Raw genomic sequence first — 15,240 nt, forward strand, 5'->3', positions numbered from 1 at the left:
CTACTCACTCACCGCTCACATCACGTCGCGGACGAGATCGAGGGCGCGCTCCCGGTCGTCCCACGGAACGAAAATCGAGACTGAGGTCGCGCTGGTGATCACGTCGTGCAGATACACGTGTTCCTCGGCGAGCGGCGAGAGCAGATCATTCACCGCGCCGCGCTGGTTCTGGATGCCAGCGCCCGCGATCCGAAGCGCGGCGATTTCCTCTTCGAGCGTGACACTCGACATCACGTCGTCCTCGACGACGGCATCGTGGAGCAGGGCCTCTGCCTCGCTCGCACGTCCCTTGTCGAGATAGAAACTGATCGAGTCCAGGCCGCTGGAGACTGTCTCGATGTTGATCCCCTCGTCTGCGAGCGCCGTCGAGAGCGTCGAGAGGATCCCGGGCTGGTTCCGGATCGCTCGCCCCGCGACGGTCAGACAGACCAGTTCCCGCTCGTGCAAGTCGATGATGTTCTTGAACTGCCCCTCGATGTTCGTCCCGCCAGTCAGCAGGTCGCCGTGCTGGTGGTGGACGACCCTGACCTTGAGGTTGTTCGATTTGTAGGTGAGCGCAGAGGGTGCGACGACCTCGGCCCCGCGAAAGGAGAGATTGCGGAGTTCGTCGACAGTAATCTCCGCGACGTTGCGTGCGCCCTCGACGACGTTCGGGTCACCGGTCATGACGCCTTCGACGTCCGTGACGATGACGACCTCGTCGGCGTCCATGTAGTTGCCGAGCATGACCGCAGTCGTGTCGCTGCCCCCGCGCCCGAGCGTCGTGATCGTCCCCTCGTGGTCCTGTGCCAGAAAGCCAGTGATGACTGGCACGACGCCGTCTTCCATCTGTTTTGCGCACTTCTCGGCCCGGCGGCGCGTCTCCTCAACGTCGACCTCACCGTACTCGTCGGTGATGATCGGCCACTCGGGGCGGCCGGGTTCGAGGAAGTTCGACTCGATCCCGCGGGCTTCGAGTGCGCCCTTGAGCATCCTGACGGAGGTACGCTCGCCCATGCTGACGATCTCCGCCCGGTCCTCCTCGCTGGCCTCGAATTTCATCTCGTCGAGCAGTTCGTCGGTCGTTCCCCCCATGGCGCTGACGACGACCGCGACCTGGTGACCGTCTTCGACCGCCGCAGCGATCGAGTCTGCGGCGCGGTTGATCCGGTCGCCGTTCGCGACGCTCGTTCCGCCAAATTTGGCGACTATACGCATGAGATCACCTGCCCTGATTGGTGCATTTGCACGGTGTTTGTAGTCACCTTGCATAACTGCTTTCATCGACCATCGAACGATACGGCTCCCGAGACTGCCATCTGAGAACCGGCAGCGGCAGAATGGTATAGCGACGGGCTGGTCGAAATCACTGCCAGCACGCCGGGTGTTTTACCTATCGAGCACTCCAACGAGAGGCATGGAGCTACGAGACGCGGTCGAGGCCGACGCCGACCGGCTCGCCGAGTTGACCGACACGCCCCGTGACGTGATGCGCAATCTCGTCCACGACCGCACGGTGCGCGTCGCAGAGGCGTCCGACGAAATCGTCGGCTTCGTCAGCTACGACGCCCGCGACCGCACGGTACACGTTACCCAGCTAGAGGGCGATTCAGACAGCTTCGAGGAGCTACTCGCCGAACCTATCGGATTCGCCCGCGCCGAGGAGATGGCTGTCGAATTCCTCGTGCCGGACTCGGAGACGACTGCGAGTGCCGCAGCCAAAGCGGCTGGCTTCGAGCACACCGGGAGCGGCCCCCGATTCGAGGGGCAGTCGACGACGCGATACCGCATCGAAGAGCCCTGAGTACCAGCGACCGTCCGTTCGACTGCAGCCACCGGTCTTTTTCCCCCTGCGCGCGTACGCTCTGGCATGACAGGTCCCACCGAGTACACCGACGATACGCCCCAAACACAGCGATGACATCCGGCGTCGTTCCCCTGCTTGATGGTCTCGGGTTGGCGGTCAGCACGCTCTTCGGCGTGACTGATATCGTCTTGGAGACGAGTCCGATCTACGAACCAACGACCGAGGAGCTTCTGATATCGCTCGTCCTTGGCGTCCTCGTGGGCGCTGGACTGGGATATCACGCGTACACCACCGGCAGAAATCCGTTTGTCTGGGGTCTTCTCGGATTCTTCTTCAGTATTCTTGCGGCTGTCGTCTACGTGCTCTACGTCGTGATCTCTTCCGAACCGTCCGAGCAACGGGACCAACTCGAACCACGCGCAGAGATGGGTGACTCCCCCGAGTTTGGCGACCGGGTGACCGACCCGGAGGCCGAATCCGTCGCAGACACCGCGACACGAGATGGGACTGCCACACAACAGTCGACAGCGGACGACGGCAACCAGTGGCGGCAGGTCGCACGCGATGTCGACACTGACGCAGGCGGCGACGGATGGGCCGAATCGGCGCAAAAAACTGGATCCACTGCGCCACGAGAGCCGGGATCCGAGGGGGCGACTGCTCCGGAGTCGACCGGTCGTCGCCCTGCCGAGGTGCAACGCGAACAGGCCACGATGGTCGTCACACTCACCCACGACGAGGGGCGACGCTACACGCGGTCGAACGTGACCGAAATCAATCGGGAGGGAGATATGATCGCTCTGACGGACGCGGACGGGTCTAGATCCACCTACGGAAACGCACAGATCGAATCAGTCAGGCTCTCGAACGTGGAGTAACCGCTTTTCTCGACCGGTCCGTAGTGCGCGTATGTTCCGGACCGAGGAACGCCAGTACGTCGAGCGAGCACGTGTCGGCCGCCTCGCTACCGCCGACGCCGAGGGTCGTCCCCACGCTGTCCCCGTGTGCTTTGCTCTCATGGATGATTCCATCGTCACCCCCATCGACGAGAAGCCACAGCGCGCCCCGCCGGAGGGTCTTCGCCGGGCGCAAAACGTACGCACCAACGACCGCGTCTGTCTCGTCGTCGACCACTACACCGAAGAGTGGGATCGACTCGGCTGGGTACAGGTCCGCGGCACTGCCACCATCAAGTCGCCCGAGGACGACGGCCACGCCGACGGGATCCGTGCGCTCAGAGCGAAGTACGACCAGTACGCCACTCACGCGCTGGACGACCGACCGCTCATCCGGATCGAGGTTGGGAGCGTTCAGTCGTGGGGGTCGCTCGTCACATGAAATCAGCGATGCCGGACTGTTTGTTGGTGTCGTCCTCGAAGAGTCGCTCGATTCGGGTTTCGAGGATCTCCAGGCGCTGTTTCGTGTACTCGCGTGCGCCGAACTCCTCTGCGACGCGGATCGCGGTGTCCATGTACTTGTTAACCGCGCCCTCGTAGACAGTGAGGCTCACGTCGCCGCCACACTCCCGGCAGGTTCCCGACAGCGGCGCGCGCCGGTACGAGCGCCCACAGCCACGACACCGAAACTCCTGTGTCGAGAACGCCTTGAGATTCCCCAGCAGATCCGGGAGAAAGTGGTACTCGATGATGCGCTCTGCCACGTCAGTCTCGTCGACGGCGCGGAGTTTCCGCGAGAGCGCGAGTTGGGCGTCCATCTTCTCCTGCATGTCGCCCAGCGTCTTGTACGCCGACAGGTCCGGCCCGGCCGCGATGTCGCTCGTCTCGTGAGTGTGGACGAAGCCCCGATACTGGTCGTCGGTGTCCAGCGTCTCCTCCGCAATCCGCATGATATCTTCGACCTCGCCCGTCTCGGCCAACTCGCGAGTCGCCTCGTAGAATTCGAGCGGGTACTCCCGCATGATGTCGATGTTGTGGGCTTCGTCGTCGATTTCGGACGGGTCGATGCGCGAGGACATCACCAAGGGCGCGTCCATTCTGCCGCCCCGCTGGTTGGGGAGGTAGGATTTGCTGAAGTTGAGCAGTCCATCGAGCAACAGCATGACGCAGTCTTCGTCGCCGTCGCACTGCTTCTCTACTAAATCGTTCGTAACGAGATTGTGAGTTTCGGATACCGTGAGACAGTAGACCCAATCGCTCTCCGTTTCGACAATCTCTGTGCGTTTCACTTCGTCACCGAGATATTCCGAGTGTCCTCCGTCGAAAATTCGCTTCGCCGTTGTCGTCGTTTCTGCGAGCTGTGACTGAAGCTTTTGATCCTTTCGCGAGAGATGAAACCCGACAGTCTCCGCAAAGGTAGCTGCATCTTCTGAGGTGACGGTAACGATGTACGACACCGCGGACATCTCGTCGCCAGTCTCGTCGTAGAACTCGGGGAATTTTTCGGACAGTGGCACCGGATCCGTCCGTTTGACCTGCGCTGAGATACCCAGTCTCGTCAACAGCGCCAGAAGATCCTCTTTGAGTTCTCGACTAACAGTCGTTGCGTGGATTGCGAGCGCGTTCCCATCAGCATGACCGTCTCCGCTGAAATAGCCGCGCAAAAACGCGGCAACGACTCTGTCCGGCGCGTCGAACACGCACTGTGGTACGCGCTTTGTGTGGGCATACTTGCCCATGTCCAACACCGTATCGAATAGTGTGCGCAGTAATCGACCGGAGGTCGTAACCTTCGCTGCGTTCTCACGATACGGATCGACACCGAAATCCTGTTCCAGAACGTTCACGAAGAACTCCCTGGATTCTTGTTCTGTCCCGCAGATCGTCGTTTGATGGATACACCCCTTTTTTGTTTCCTGTTCCCGAGAAAACCCTTCCGCCGCGTAGTATCCTAGCACTGTCGCTACTTGCTCGTTGATGGTTACGAACCGGGATATCTCTGTACGGTCGCGTTTCATTCCTAGTGAAACATCTGCTGGAACCCAGTCGAGTACGCGCTCAACTGAGCCGATCAGGTCACACAGCAAGTCAGCAGGAAAACTGCCGCGATAGAGATAGTTACTCAGCGTCTTGTGAGACATGTCGAAATGTTCGGCAGTGCTTTTCAGCGGATAGAACTGACCGCTCCACTGGTCTCGGAGAACGTCCTCGAAGAGGTCGTACAATCGGTCCTTTTCGAGGCCTTTGATCATCAGCCGATCGTTTGCTACCGTTTCACAGTCGAGAAACTCGGCCAGCAGATCGAACCGCCGCGTTTCGGCGTCTTCGGCCACACTATCGAGATTGAGCGGTTTCACGAGGGTATCCTCATCTGTAATCTCGGATGCACGCTTCGTCGTGAGTGTCTCGTGTTTGAGGACTTGCATCTCGTGATCGGGCGTCACCGTCACCTCCCGACCACTTCGAGTCTCGATCGAGAGTAAATGATCGGGTGCCGGATGTTTCGAGACTGTTTCGACAGGCTTTGGGACGATATCCCCGTCGCTATCGAGGGATGGTACGAGAATCTCCGTATCGATGTCTTCGACGAGTGTCCCGAAGTCGTCTTCTCTGGGTGTTTTAATTTGCGCCTCCACGAACGACTCGATGTCTTCGTATCGCCAGTCTCCACTGTCTCGCTGATACCAGATTTTCGTCTCCGGGTGGAAGCAGTTCCGACGCTTCGCTGCGTGAAAGTACGGATGCGCATATCCCACAGCGGCACTCGTAAAGCCGACGACTCGCCCGACCGTCGCTGCGCTCGTGTGCGGAGCCATCCCGAAGACGAGTTCACCGACCAGATCCTCGCGGGTCTCAAAGTCGTAGTAGGACTCGAGGCCGTAGTACTGCGAGAGGAGATCGTCGACGAAGTCGGCGGTCTGGAGGAGGTGTTCGGCCGCGCCATCGGAGAGGACGATGTCCTGTACTTTGAGTTCGACCACCTGGTCGTCGTGTTCGAGCGGGTCGCCGTTGATGTCCCGTTCGTAGCCCAGTTCACGGAAGTCGTCGACGGTCACGTCGAGTTCGGCGGGTGTGACTGCCGTCACCGGGAGGTCGGTCATGTCGTAGCGAACGGTGCCGTCCTTGAACGCGGACACGTCGTGTTTCGCCCGCAGGATGCCCTTCTCCAGCGGTTCGATCGCTTTCGTCTCGGAGGACAGCCCCTTGACGCCTTTCAGAATATCGAAGGCCGAGGGGCGTTCTCCGACGGTCGCGAGCGCGTCCTTGAGTTCGCGGTCGATGTCGACGGTCGCGTACTGGGTCGGTTCGGCGAGCACCTCACACCGGGGACACTCCGCGCGGCCGGACTCGTCTGGCTGAACTTCCCGGTCACAGTCCGGGCAGAGATACACGGGCTGGGCTACGTCGCCGCAGTCCGGACACCGCGAATGGTAGGTGCGCGTGCCACAGGACGCACATTCGCGCCGTCCGACCTCGACGCTGACCTCGCCTTTCGTCCCCTCGACGGAATCGCCCTGCGAGGCGGCCTCGGTGACCGAGCGCTGACTGCCGCCCGCCTCACCGATCGGAAAGAGCGTGTGGACGGCAGGCGAGAGTTCGCGCTGTTCTGACTTTTCGGGGCGGCCCATGCGGTTGCCGATGCGAGTCGGCGCGCGCTCGCGCACCAGAAACGGCGCGAGTTCGTTCACGACGCGGATGGCGTTGTCCCCGTCGTCGTACGTTCGTGCTCGCTCGCTCACCGAATCGAGCATTCGCACCCGTTCGAGCGATTCGGCGAATCCGAGCGTCCGAACCAGCGGTTCCCAGTCGGGGATCTGCAGTCGCGTTTCGGTCTGGGTGTGCTCGACCAGCAGCGTCTCCAGCGTCTCGCGCACGGCGTCGGTGTTTTGCACGACCAGTTGCTGGCCGCTCTCTGCGGAGGGCGCGAGCGACGCCCCGTCGGCGGTGGCGACGTCGGCCTCAGCGATGGCGTCAGCAAGAGTTTCGACGTCCTCGACGCTCACGTCGTGCCAGAGATACGTCCACTCGGGGTGGAGGGGTGCGTCGTAGGACTCGGCCCAGTCGAGCGCCTGCGCGGAGTCCGGCGACTCGAGGTCGAACGACGGGTCGTCCGCAAGCGCCTGGACGGGCGCGCCCGCGGCCTCGAACTCCTTGACCCACCACTCGAAGACGTAGGAGGCGGGCGCGAGCGGGTGGTTGTTCTCGACGAACTCGCCGTAGTTGACCAGATACTCCCCGGCGTCGAGGATGCGTTCGACGCCGTTTCTGACCCGCTTTGCCTCGCTCACGTCGTCGATCCGGCGCACGTCGCCGTTTGCGAGTCGAACCGTCGGCCCCTCGATGCTGTCGACGGGGACGATGCCCGCGGCCTTGCCCGGTCGCTCGGTTTTGATCTGCGTTCCGGGCGCGAGAAAGTCATCGAGCAGGTGCATCGTCGCCGGGTGAATCCCGGCGGTCGCGTGACCGTGATTGCGCGCCCGGCCGTACCGGAGTCGGAAGCCGCCGGGTTCGCTCGGATGCGAGAAGACCGGCCGTCCGGCGATCAAATCCTGGAGGAACTTCTTCGAGGGGTCGGGCCGTAGCGGACCCGCCGCTGGTTCGTCGGCGGGCTGGTCTCCCTCCGTGTCGTCCGCCGAGTCGTCTCCGTCTGCGTCGCCATCGCTCTCTGAGTCGTCATCCTCGTGTGCACCGCCCTTGTACGTCCCGTCGATGAGGTCCTGCAGCCACGGCCAGTCCACCTCGTCGAGTTCGCGGGTGTAGCGCTGGATCTTCGGCGCTTTCAGGGCGATACCCTCCCCGAAGACCAGACACATCCCGCCGCGTGAGGCGTTGGTGTCAACCCGGTCGAGGTCGCGGTATCCGGAGACCTCCTCGTCGCCAGTCGCCTCGCCGTCGAGCATGATCGGGATGTGCTCGGCGATGAATTTGGCCTCACTTTCCTTTGGGGCGTACTGCAGGCCGGTCTCCTCGTCGTAGAGTGCGACCTCAGCGGCGTACCGGCCGATCTCGTCGTCTCTGGCGTGGTACTCGTCGATGCCGAGCAGTGCCCGCGCGTAGTCGGCAACGAGTACCGAGAGCGCCTGTGCCGTGCCGCCCGCAGAGCGGATTGGCCCGGCGTAGTAAACGTTGATAAACTCCGTCCCGTCGTCGTTTTCGAGCAGTTCGACGCGGTCGATCCCCTCGATCGGTGCTGCCACGACCCCCTCGGTCAGCAGTGCAACAGCCGTCCGAACCGCCCCCTCGATCTTGCCAGCGCGCGTGTCGTAGTCGCCGACCGCCCCCGAGACGAAGTCTTCGACGAGTTCGAGCGCGGCTTCCTCGCGGGACATCTCCCCTTCGAGTTCGCGCACCCGCTCAGCGACGCCGTCGATGCCGAGGATGTTCTCGACGCGGTCGGCCATGTCCTGTGCGACGGGAATCTCCACTTCGGGCTCGGGGTCACCCCCGCGCTCGCGGGCGGCGTTTGCGACCGACAGCGCCTCGTCGAGTTCGGCTTCGAGTTCCGCGAAGTAGCGCTCGTCGTCGGGTCTCATGAAAGCGGCCAGAGGTCGAGTTCCGTCACCTCGTCGTGTGTGCGTTCGAGTGTCGTCTCGAACGTCCGCACGTACAGCTCTCCAGCAAAGACCGTCGCCCGGTCGAGATGGCCAGCGGCCGTGCTCCCGTCCGGTCGGGAGAACGTCGCGTGCGTGTGGGCGAATCGCTCACCGTCGAGCCACGAGATGTTCCCGACGAGCGAGGCGACTTCGAGCGGTTCGTCGAATTCGACCGGCTCGTACTCCTTCTCGTCCTGGTCGTAGAACATGATCCGGGCGTCCTGTGCGGCCCCGAGTCCGAAAAACACCGCCGAGTCGACCCCCTCGCGCTCGGCGAACGTCTCGATCTGGGCACGCCAGTCCTTGCCGTGTTCGAGTCGGGCGAGAAACTCCCGGCCGCCCGCGACTTCGATAGAATCCATGTTCCCGAACAGGGTTGGCACGTTCAAAACTGTACTGGTCATCCCGCTGTGACTGTCGCTGCCCACCGTCACTCGGCACCCCGTCTCCCCGGAAACCACCGCTCCGACGACACACAAGTGTTCGCTCAGCATCTAATCAAAAAGCATATACTTATTCCAGCCCTCGTTTCAACTGTATGAGCAAAGTCAAGAAGGGGCTGGCTGCTGCAGCCGCGCTGGTCGTCGGTGTACTGACACTGAAAGCACTACGAAATCGCGGATCGGAACCGGAAGACGACGACGCTCTCGAGGAGTAGCGAAGACCGAACCGCCGCCGTCGGCGTCGTCTGTTCTTGCGTGTCGCGTTCGTGATACCGTTCGATGCAGCGAGCGCGTCGTATGTCTTGCCCAAACATATATCATGTCTGGGGTGTTTCTCCCGGTATGGTCGTCGTCCGAGCGGCAACGCCTACGGATCTTGTGGCTATCCAGCGGCTCCACCGCGGCTCAATCGAGGCGCTCACCGGGGCGGTGTACGACGACCAGCAGGTGACAGCGTGGAAGGGAACGGTCGGGCCGAGACTGTATCCAGTGAACGACGATACTGCAACCGTGCTCGTCGCGGAACGAGTCTCTCCCGTCGACGACCGGTCCCAGTCGTCCGCCGAATGTGACTCGCTCGTCGGCGTCGGGTGGGTCCGATTCTCGCCCGACACGTATCTCGACGGACTCGACGTCGACAGCGAACTCGGCGGCCTCTACGTCGCGCCATCGGCCAGCCGTGAGGGGGTCGGCACGCACCTCTGTAACCGTCTAGAGGCGGCCGCGCGCGACCAGGGCTGTACGCGAGTCGGCCTGTGGGCCTCGCTGAACGCCGTTCCGTTCTACCGCTCGTGTGGCTACCAGCGCGGCGCAGACCGCACGATAACATACGACTCGGCCGAACTCCCGGTCGTCGAGATGCACAAATCACTGACTGCAGCGAGTGACCCCAAGCGACGGCCCGGCCTCCTGACTGGGCTTCGGGACCGTCTCTCGCAATCCGGGTGAGTCAGTCACGACGTGGAGGAACGCTTATCTATCAACCAGCGAATCGATGTGTATGGACAAATCGGACGAGGGGGAATCGGTGACACGTCGTCTGAAGGGCATCCTCAGCGGTGTTTTGTTTGCGTCGATTCCGGACCATCCAGCGAACGGGGGCCTCACGGGCGACCAAGAGTGGCGTCCCGGGGAACAGACCGACGAGGCCGCTGACGACGATGCCGCGTGTCGCTGACCGGTCACACCGCAGTAGGAGACAGAGATTCGTCGGTCACCGAGTTATTTAACGGTCCCATTCGATAGCCCGGTCATGGGACTCTTCGGGAAGATCAAAAACAGCTTCATCACTGGCCTCATTCTGCTCCTCCCGCTGCTGGTCACTGTGTACGTTCTCTACTTCCTGATGAATCTCGCGCTGGGATTCATCGACCCCGTCGTCGAGACGATGAATCTCTCGTCGTACACAGCCAACGTCGAGGCGGTTGCACAGGTGATCGCCGTCGTGTTGATCGTCACGACCATCGCTGTCATCGGCTATCTCGCACAGTTGCGGCTGTTCCGACAGCTCTTTGGGGGACTCGGAAAGGCCGTGACGATCATCCCGCTCTTTCGGACCATCTACGGCACAGTCAGACAGCTCTCGACGTCGTTTACTACCAAGGAGAGTTCCTTCGACAAGCTAGTGCTTATCGAATTTCCCCGCGAGGGGGTGTACTCTATCGGTCTCGTCACTGACAAGAGCCCACGGCCGATCAGGGATGTCGTCGGAAAGGACACCCAGAGCATCTACCTGCCGAGCAGCCCCAACCCAACGAGCGGCCGTCTGGTGCTCGTGCCCGAAGACCAGATCCACGAGGTCGACCTCTCCGTCCGAAAGGGGATGCGAATGCTGATGACCACCGGCATCGGCGGCGCTCCGGAGGAGGAACTCCCCCGCGAAGACGAGGACTTCTTCGAGCAACTCCCTGACGAGGAGGCGGATGCTACTGAGCGTATCTCGACTGGGGACACAGACGACGAAGACGAGAACGAACGCGAGAACTAACGGCCGTCCCAGCCATCTGCTCGCGAGCCTGACTCACACAACCTGTTTCGCGACGAGTCCCGCGGCGACCACGGCGGCGGTGACGCCGACGAGCGTCGGAACGACCTGTTCTGACCCCCACTCCCAGCCCAGAAACTGTGTGCCGACGACTGCAACGCCAGCGACGAGCGCGCCAAGCACCGTTCCAAGCGATGGCTGTCTCCCTTCGTCCATACGCTCGGTTACGTCCGCTGATCCGATAAACTGCCTGCAGTTTCTCCGCGGTCAGTTCGCTTCGAGGTGCTCGACGACGCCTTCGGTGGTCCCGGGGACCGGTTCGGGGTCGACGCCAGCCTCCGCGGCCGCCTCGGGGTCTTTCAGGAGATGGCCAGTCGTCAGGCAGACGACGCGTTCGTCGTCGTCGACGTCGCCGGACTCGCGGAGTTTGCGGAGACCAGCAATCGATGCAGCGGAGGCGGGTTCGACGCCGACGCCCTCCTCGGCGAGCGCACGCTGTGCCGCCGTAATCTCCTCGTCCGAGACTGCGACTGCGGTGCCGCCGGTCGATCTGATCCCCGGCAGGGCCTTCGGCGCGTTGACGGGGTTGCCGATGCGGATTGCGGTGGCGCGCGTCTCCACCTCGTCCCATCGCTCGATGTGGTCCCAGCCGTTCTCGATGGCTTCGACCATCGGCGCTGCGCCCTCGGCCTGCACGCCCGTCAGCGCCGGAACGTCGTCGCTGTCGATTGCGCCGCTTGCTTCGAGTTCGCGGAAGCACTTGTACAGCGCGGCGGTGTTTCCCGCGTTGCCGACCGGGAGGACGATCCGGTCGGGATAGTCGCCTTCCTCATCGCGGAACTGCTCCATGATTTCGAGGCCGATAGTCTTCTGTCCCTCCAGTCGGAAGGGGTTCAGCGAGTTGAGCAGGTACGCCTCGCCGCTTGTCGCCAGATCCTGCACGATGTCGAGGCAGGTGTCGAAGTTGCCGTCGACTTCGAGGATGCGAGCGCCGTGGAGGCTGGCCTGAGCGACCTTGCCCGCGGCGACTTTCCCCGCCGGGAGCAAGACGAGCGTCTCCAGATTCGCTCGCGCCCCGTAGGCCGCAAGCGCCGCGCTCGTGTTGCCCGTCGACGCGCAGGCGAGTCGGTCGACGCCGACCCGTTCAGCGACGCGGACGCCGACGGTCATCCCCCGGTCTTTGAAACTCCCCGTCGGGTTCATCCCCTCGTGTTTGACCCGCACCCGGTCGAGACCGAGTTCAGCCTCGATCCCTGGAACCTCGTGTAGCGGTGTGTTCCCCTCCGGGAGCGAGACACCCTCGTCGAAGGGCAACGCGGCGGCGTAGCGCCAGACACCGCTACCCGCGAAGTCGTCCCACGTCGGCAGGTCGGCGTAGCGCGCTTCGAGCAGGCCATCACACTCGTCACAGGTGTATCGGACCGACTCGAACGGCGCGAACTGCTCCCCACACTCGATACAGGCGAGCCAGACGCCGTCGGTCGCACACGACGGCTGCTCAGTCTGCAAGTCCAGATGTGCCATTATTCGAGTCAGGTTCCGGGCAGTCAAAAGTGGGACGATTGTGACGAGACCGGTTGGCGATGGCCGAACGGGCCACTCGCAGAAAGATACAAGCGAGTTGGGGGCCGACCACCGAGTGTGGACCGAGCACGGCTCGCAGATGCACTGGCGTCCTCCTTCGACGGGAGCGACAGCATCCGGCGCGCCGTCACCAGACAGGCCCGGGATCTGGACGACGTGGGCTGGATCGAGCGGGACCTGGGCTACGAACTCACCGTCGACGCCGTCATCTCGAATCTGGACGACGCGCCAGACGAGTACTCGCTCGCAGAGCGATGGAACTGGTGGATCGGATCGCTCGAACTCTCTCACGGGGGGTACGACCAATTTCGCGTCAGGCCCGATATCGACGAGCAGTGACGAGTGGCTCTGTCTGCTACTGCTCCCGGCAGCGGAACATCGAGAGAGACAAACCGCCTGCCGACCGAGTGGTGCGTAATGGACGTCGAGTTTCTCGGGGGCGCACGCGAGGTTGGTCGGAGTGCCATCCTCGTCGACGAGCGCCTCTTGCTCGATTACGGGCTGGAACCGTCGACGCCGCCGCAGTATCCCGTCGGGTCGGTCGACCCGGACGCGGTCGTCGTCAGCCACGGCCATCTCGACCACGCGGGTGCGGTTCCCGCACTCCTTTCTGGCGATTCTCGGCCACCGATCCACTGGACGCCGCCGACGCGAGAACTCGCGCTCACGCTCGCCCGCGACACGCTGAAACTCCATGGTGGCAGCTACAACTGCCCGTTCACCGAGCACAACGTCAAACGCGTCACGGGAGTCTCCGAGACGCACGGGTATCGAGAGCCATTCGAGGCCGCGGGATTCGAGATTACGTTCTACAACGCCGGACACATCCCCGGGAGCGCGCACGTCCTCGTCGACGACGGCGAGACCCGCCTGCTCTACACGGGCGACTTTCACACCGACGACCAGCGTCTCGTCGCGGGAACGACCGCCCGGCCCGACGCGGACGTCGTCATCTGTGAGAGCACGTACGCCGATGTCGAGCACGAGGACCGAACGACAGTCGAGGAGCGATTCGCCGAGAGTGTGAAGACGACGCTCTGGGAGGGCGGAACGGTCGTCGTTCCGGCGTTTGCCATCGGACGCACCCAGGAGATGCTCATGATCTGCGAAGCGCACGACGTCCCCTGTTACGTCGACGGCATGGGAAAGCAGGTCACCGAGATGTTACGACAGTACCCCGGCTTTTTGCGTGACGAAGCCGCGTTCAGGCGAGCGAAATCTCACGCCCGATTCGTCACCGGCGACGATGGACAGCGAAAGCGTATCACGGATCAGAAGGCGGCAATCGTCACCACCAGTGGGATGCTCTCTGGCGGCCCCGCGATGACGTACATCCCCGAAATCCGGGCGAATCCGACGAACAAGATAACGATGACAGGCTATCAGGTCGCGGGGACGCCGGGGCGGGATCTGGTCGAGACGGGAAGCGCCGAAATCGACGGCCGAATGATGCCGGTCAGCGCCCGGGTCGAACAGTACGACTTCTCGGCACACGCCGACAGCAACGGGCTTCGCTCTCTTCTCGATTCGTATCGTGACGCCCAGATTCTCGTCAATCACGGCGACACGTGCGAACGGTTCGCCGAACAACTCCGGGCAGATGGATACGATGCGACAGCGCCGGATATCGGCGAGCAAGTCATCGTCGAGGGCTAAGTGAACCGCTGTCACGACGGAATCCGCCATCCGGTGGCGATCTACGGTACAAGAGTACCGGCAACAGTATCTTGTTTCTGTCGACTTTCGAGGACGGGAGACACAGTGACGAGCAGCCAGTCCGACTGGATGTGCTCACGGATTCGGACCAGTGACACCCATAATCCCGCCCGTTCGAGGAATATCCCCGAACTACACCGTGAGGCGGTATTTCTGGACGCTTCTCAGGGATCGGTCACGCGGTTTTATCCCGATTGTTCGTGTTTATTGGCGGCGGACGGACATGTCGGAGATACCGGGAGGTGTTGCTGGTAGACGGGAGTAATGGTAGTGTTTACAGGTGTAGTCGGGCCTTAATATGTGGGGTGCATACCAGCGTGTACTGGCTGTCGGATCGTGGCAGCTTTGGCGTGAATCATGACGGGAACAACACTAACCACTGAAGACGAGGACGGGCAGGCAAGAGAACACCTCGAAGATGTCGAAGATGGATGCGGCTGTACGGAGATCTGGGAGCACCTCTCAGAGAACCGTGAGGACTGACTGCGGGACGTTTTTATTCGGGCCACTCGTATCAGAACAAGATGAGTGACGACGCGGACAGTGAGTTCATTCCGACCGACAGAGAATCTCCTGTCGGCGAACCGGTTATTCGAGGCGACCCGTCGCTGACCGGCGAGCGCGCCAAGGAGGCGGTGCAGTTCGACCCCGACGACCCGGAGAGTCTGGAACTCGCCGCCGAAACTGTTACCGCGTTCTCGAACAACACGGCAGGGGCCGAGGACAACGTGTTCATGCTTCGGGGCGCGGCGGCGTGTGCGGCGCTGGTTCGCGGTGAAGGCTCGTACAAGGCGGCGGCCGAGCGGGCTGGCGACGGCGTCACGGTGTCCTTTATCCGCAAGTGGGCACGGGTCCACGACCTTCCCCAGTCGATCCGCAGACACGTTGCCCGCGGCGAAATTGCCCCCTCTGCAGCGAAGCACATCGCTAGAGTCCCCGGCGAGGCGCGTCTCGCACTCGCCTTTGCCGTACTCGATCACGACCTGACGGTTCGGCAGGTGCGTGCCGTCGCAAGCGACATCAACGACGGCGAACCCATCGAGAGCGCGCTCGCCCGGCGGGGGATCACGCTCGGCGAAATCACGCTTCGGTTGCCCCCCGACGTGTACCGCGAGTTGCGTCGCCGCGCCTCGCTGTCCGACCGCGAACCCGGCGAGGTCGCTGGCGACGTGCTATCGGATCACTTCCAACGCGAGTGATCGTAAGGACTTAGCCGATAACCATCCCAATCACGAGT

Annotated in this window: 15 protein-coding genes; 10 read left to right on the plus strand and 5 right to left on the minus strand. The window is 62.6% G+C overall.

Features of this window, described 5'->3' with window-relative positions; all coding sequences use genetic code 11:
- Positions 1 to 15 precede the first annotated feature (15 nt).
- Entirely contained in the window at positions 16 to 1,197 is a 1,182-nt protein-coding gene (locus tag ACMGFL_RS14330; protein ID WP_436936216.1) for an aspartate kinase, read from the minus strand.
- A 199-nt stretch (positions 1,198 to 1,396) separates the two neighbouring features.
- On the opposite strand from ACMGFL_RS14330, the gene ACMGFL_RS14335 reads away from it, so the two are divergent.
- From ACMGFL_RS14335 to ACMGFL_RS14345, 3 genes are all read left to right on the plus strand, one after another.
- Complete coding sequence (locus tag ACMGFL_RS14335) at positions 1,397 to 1,783, plus strand: GNAT family N-acetyltransferase (RefSeq protein ID WP_436936217.1); 387 nt, start codon at positions 1,397 to 1,399, stop codon at positions 1,781 to 1,783.
- Positions 1,784 to 1,896: 113 nt separating this feature from the next.
- Positions 1,897 to 2,664: a hypothetical protein gene (locus ACMGFL_RS14340; protein WP_436936218.1), complete on the plus strand. Its 768-nt coding sequence runs from the start codon at positions 1,897 to 1,899 to the stop codon at positions 2,662 to 2,664.
- A gap of 31 nt (positions 2,665 to 2,695) precedes the next feature.
- Positions 2,696 to 3,124, plus strand: a complete 429-nt coding sequence (locus ACMGFL_RS14345; protein ID WP_436936219.1) for a TIGR03668 family PPOX class F420-dependent oxidoreductase — start codon at positions 2,696 to 2,698, stop codon at positions 3,122 to 3,124.
- Here the strand turns inward: ACMGFL_RS14345 and polC are convergent.
- A complete protein-coding gene (polC, locus tag ACMGFL_RS14350) occupies positions 3,117 to 8,216 on the minus strand; it encodes a DNA polymerase II large subunit (RefSeq protein ID WP_436936220.1) in 5,100 nt (1,699 codons plus the stop codon). The two genes, ACMGFL_RS14345 and polC, sit on opposite strands and share 8 nt — an antisense overlap.
- Positions 8,213 to 8,638 (minus strand): PPC domain-containing DNA-binding protein, encoded by a 426-nt coding sequence (locus ACMGFL_RS14355; RefSeq protein ID WP_436936221.1) that lies wholly within the window; start codon positions 8,636 to 8,638, stop codon positions 8,213 to 8,215. The genes polC and ACMGFL_RS14355 overlap by 4 nt, the downstream gene beginning before the upstream one ends.
- A gap of 423 nt (positions 8,639 to 9,061) precedes the next feature.
- On the opposite strand from ACMGFL_RS14355, the gene ACMGFL_RS14360 reads away from it, so the two are divergent.
- From ACMGFL_RS14360 to ACMGFL_RS14370, 3 genes are all read left to right on the plus strand, one after another.
- Positions 9,062 to 9,667, plus strand: coding sequence for a GNAT family N-acetyltransferase (locus ACMGFL_RS14360; protein WP_436936222.1), 606 nt, complete (start codon positions 9,062 to 9,064; stop codon positions 9,665 to 9,667).
- A gap of 52 nt (positions 9,668 to 9,719) precedes the next feature.
- A complete protein-coding gene (locus ACMGFL_RS14365) occupies positions 9,720 to 9,896 on the plus strand; it encodes a hypothetical protein (RefSeq protein WP_436936223.1) in 177 nt (58 codons plus the stop codon).
- A gap of 75 nt (positions 9,897 to 9,971) precedes the next feature.
- Positions 9,972 to 10,706 carry a DUF502 domain-containing protein gene (locus ACMGFL_RS14370; protein ID WP_436936224.1) on the plus strand — a complete coding sequence of 245 codons (735 nt, stop codon included), beginning with the start codon at positions 9,972 to 9,974 and terminating at the stop codon, positions 10,704 to 10,706.
- Between the two features lie 33 nt (positions 10,707 to 10,739).
- Here the strand turns inward: ACMGFL_RS14370 and ACMGFL_RS14375 are convergent, their stop codons facing one another.
- Together ACMGFL_RS14375 and thrC are read right to left on the minus strand one after the other, a co-directional pair.
- The gene (locus ACMGFL_RS14375; protein ID WP_436936225.1) at positions 10,740 to 10,919 is read right to left on the minus strand and encodes a multidrug transporter; all 180 of its coding nucleotides are present in this window, start codon (positions 10,917 to 10,919) and stop codon (positions 10,740 to 10,742) included.
- A gap of 51 nt (positions 10,920 to 10,970) precedes the next feature.
- Positions 10,971 to 12,227, minus strand: coding sequence for a threonine synthase (thrC, locus tag ACMGFL_RS14380; RefSeq protein ID WP_436936226.1), 1,257 nt, complete (start codon positions 12,225 to 12,227; stop codon positions 10,971 to 10,973).
- A 117-nt stretch (positions 12,228 to 12,344) separates the two neighbouring features.
- On the opposite strand from thrC, the gene ACMGFL_RS14385 reads away from it, so the two are divergent.
- From ACMGFL_RS14385 to ACMGFL_RS14400, 4 genes are all read left to right on the plus strand, one after another.
- Entirely contained in the window at positions 12,345 to 12,626 is a 282-nt protein-coding gene (locus ACMGFL_RS14385; RefSeq protein ID WP_436936227.1) for a WNWW family protein, read from the plus strand.
- 78 nt (positions 12,627 to 12,704) lie between these two features.
- Positions 12,705 to 13,943 (plus strand): MBL fold metallo-hydrolase, encoded by a 1,239-nt coding sequence (locus ACMGFL_RS14390; RefSeq protein WP_436936228.1) that lies wholly within the window; start codon positions 12,705 to 12,707, stop codon positions 13,941 to 13,943.
- 417 nt (positions 13,944 to 14,360) lie between these two features.
- Positions 14,361 to 14,486 carry a DUF8595 family protein gene (locus ACMGFL_RS14395; RefSeq protein WP_436936229.1) on the plus strand — a complete coding sequence of 42 codons (126 nt, stop codon included), beginning with the start codon at positions 14,361 to 14,363 and terminating at the stop codon, positions 14,484 to 14,486.
- Positions 14,487 to 14,527: 41 nt separating this feature from the next.
- Entirely contained in the window at positions 14,528 to 15,202 is a 675-nt protein-coding gene (locus ACMGFL_RS14400) for a DUF7119 family protein (protein ID WP_436936230.1), read from the plus strand.
- The last annotated feature ends 38 nt before the right edge of the window (positions 15,203 to 15,240 follow it).

Source organism: Halovenus marina, assembly GCF_051414115.1.
Classification (GTDB): Archaea; Halobacteriota; Halobacteria; order Halobacteriales; family Haloarculaceae; genus Halovenus; species Halovenus marina.

Bases quoted from the DNA above. Each gene is read 5' to 3' on its own strand.
- ACMGFL_RS14400 (WP_436936230.1), top strand. From the start codon at position 14,528: ATGAGTGACGACGCGGACAGTGAGTTCATTCCGACCGACAGAGAATCT.
- ACMGFL_RS14360 (WP_436936222.1), top strand. From the start codon at position 9,062: ATGGTCGTCGTCCGAGCGGCAACGCCTACGGATCTTGTGGCTATCCAG.
- thrC (WP_436936226.1), bottom strand. From the start codon at position 12,227: ATGGCACATCTGGACTTGCAGACTGAGCAGCCGTCGTGTGCGACCGAC.
- polC (WP_436936220.1), bottom strand. From the start codon at position 8,216: ATGAGACCCGACGACGAGCGCTACTTCGCGGAACTCGAAGCCGAACTC.
- ACMGFL_RS14375 (WP_436936225.1), bottom strand. From the start codon at position 10,919: ATGGACGAAGGGAGACAGCCATCGCTTGGAACGGTGCTTGGCGCGCTC.
- ACMGFL_RS14330 (WP_436936216.1), bottom strand. From the start codon at position 1,197: ATGCGTATAGTCGCCAAATTTGGCGGAACGAGCGTCGCGAACGGCGAC.
- ACMGFL_RS14345 (WP_436936219.1), top strand. From the start codon at position 2,696: ATGTTCCGGACCGAGGAACGCCAGTACGTCGAGCGAGCACGTGTCGGC.
- ACMGFL_RS14370 (WP_436936224.1), top strand. From the start codon at position 9,972: ATGGGACTCTTCGGGAAGATCAAAAACAGCTTCATCACTGGCCTCATT.
- ACMGFL_RS14335 (WP_436936217.1), top strand. From the start codon at position 1,397: ATGGAGCTACGAGACGCGGTCGAGGCCGACGCCGACCGGCTCGCCGAG.
- ACMGFL_RS14355 (WP_436936221.1), bottom strand. From the start codon at position 8,638: ATGGATTCTATCGAAGTCGCGGGCGGCCGGGAGTTTCTCGCCCGACTC.
- ACMGFL_RS14340 (WP_436936218.1), top strand. From the start codon at position 1,897: ATGACATCCGGCGTCGTTCCCCTGCTTGATGGTCTCGGGTTGGCGGTC.
- ACMGFL_RS14365 (WP_436936223.1), top strand. From the start codon at position 9,720: ATGGACAAATCGGACGAGGGGGAATCGGTGACACGTCGTCTGAAGGGC.
- ACMGFL_RS14395 (WP_436936229.1), top strand. From the start codon at position 14,361: ATGACGGGAACAACACTAACCACTGAAGACGAGGACGGGCAGGCAAGA.
- ACMGFL_RS14390 (WP_436936228.1), top strand. From the start codon at position 12,705: ATGGACGTCGAGTTTCTCGGGGGCGCACGCGAGGTTGGTCGGAGTGCC.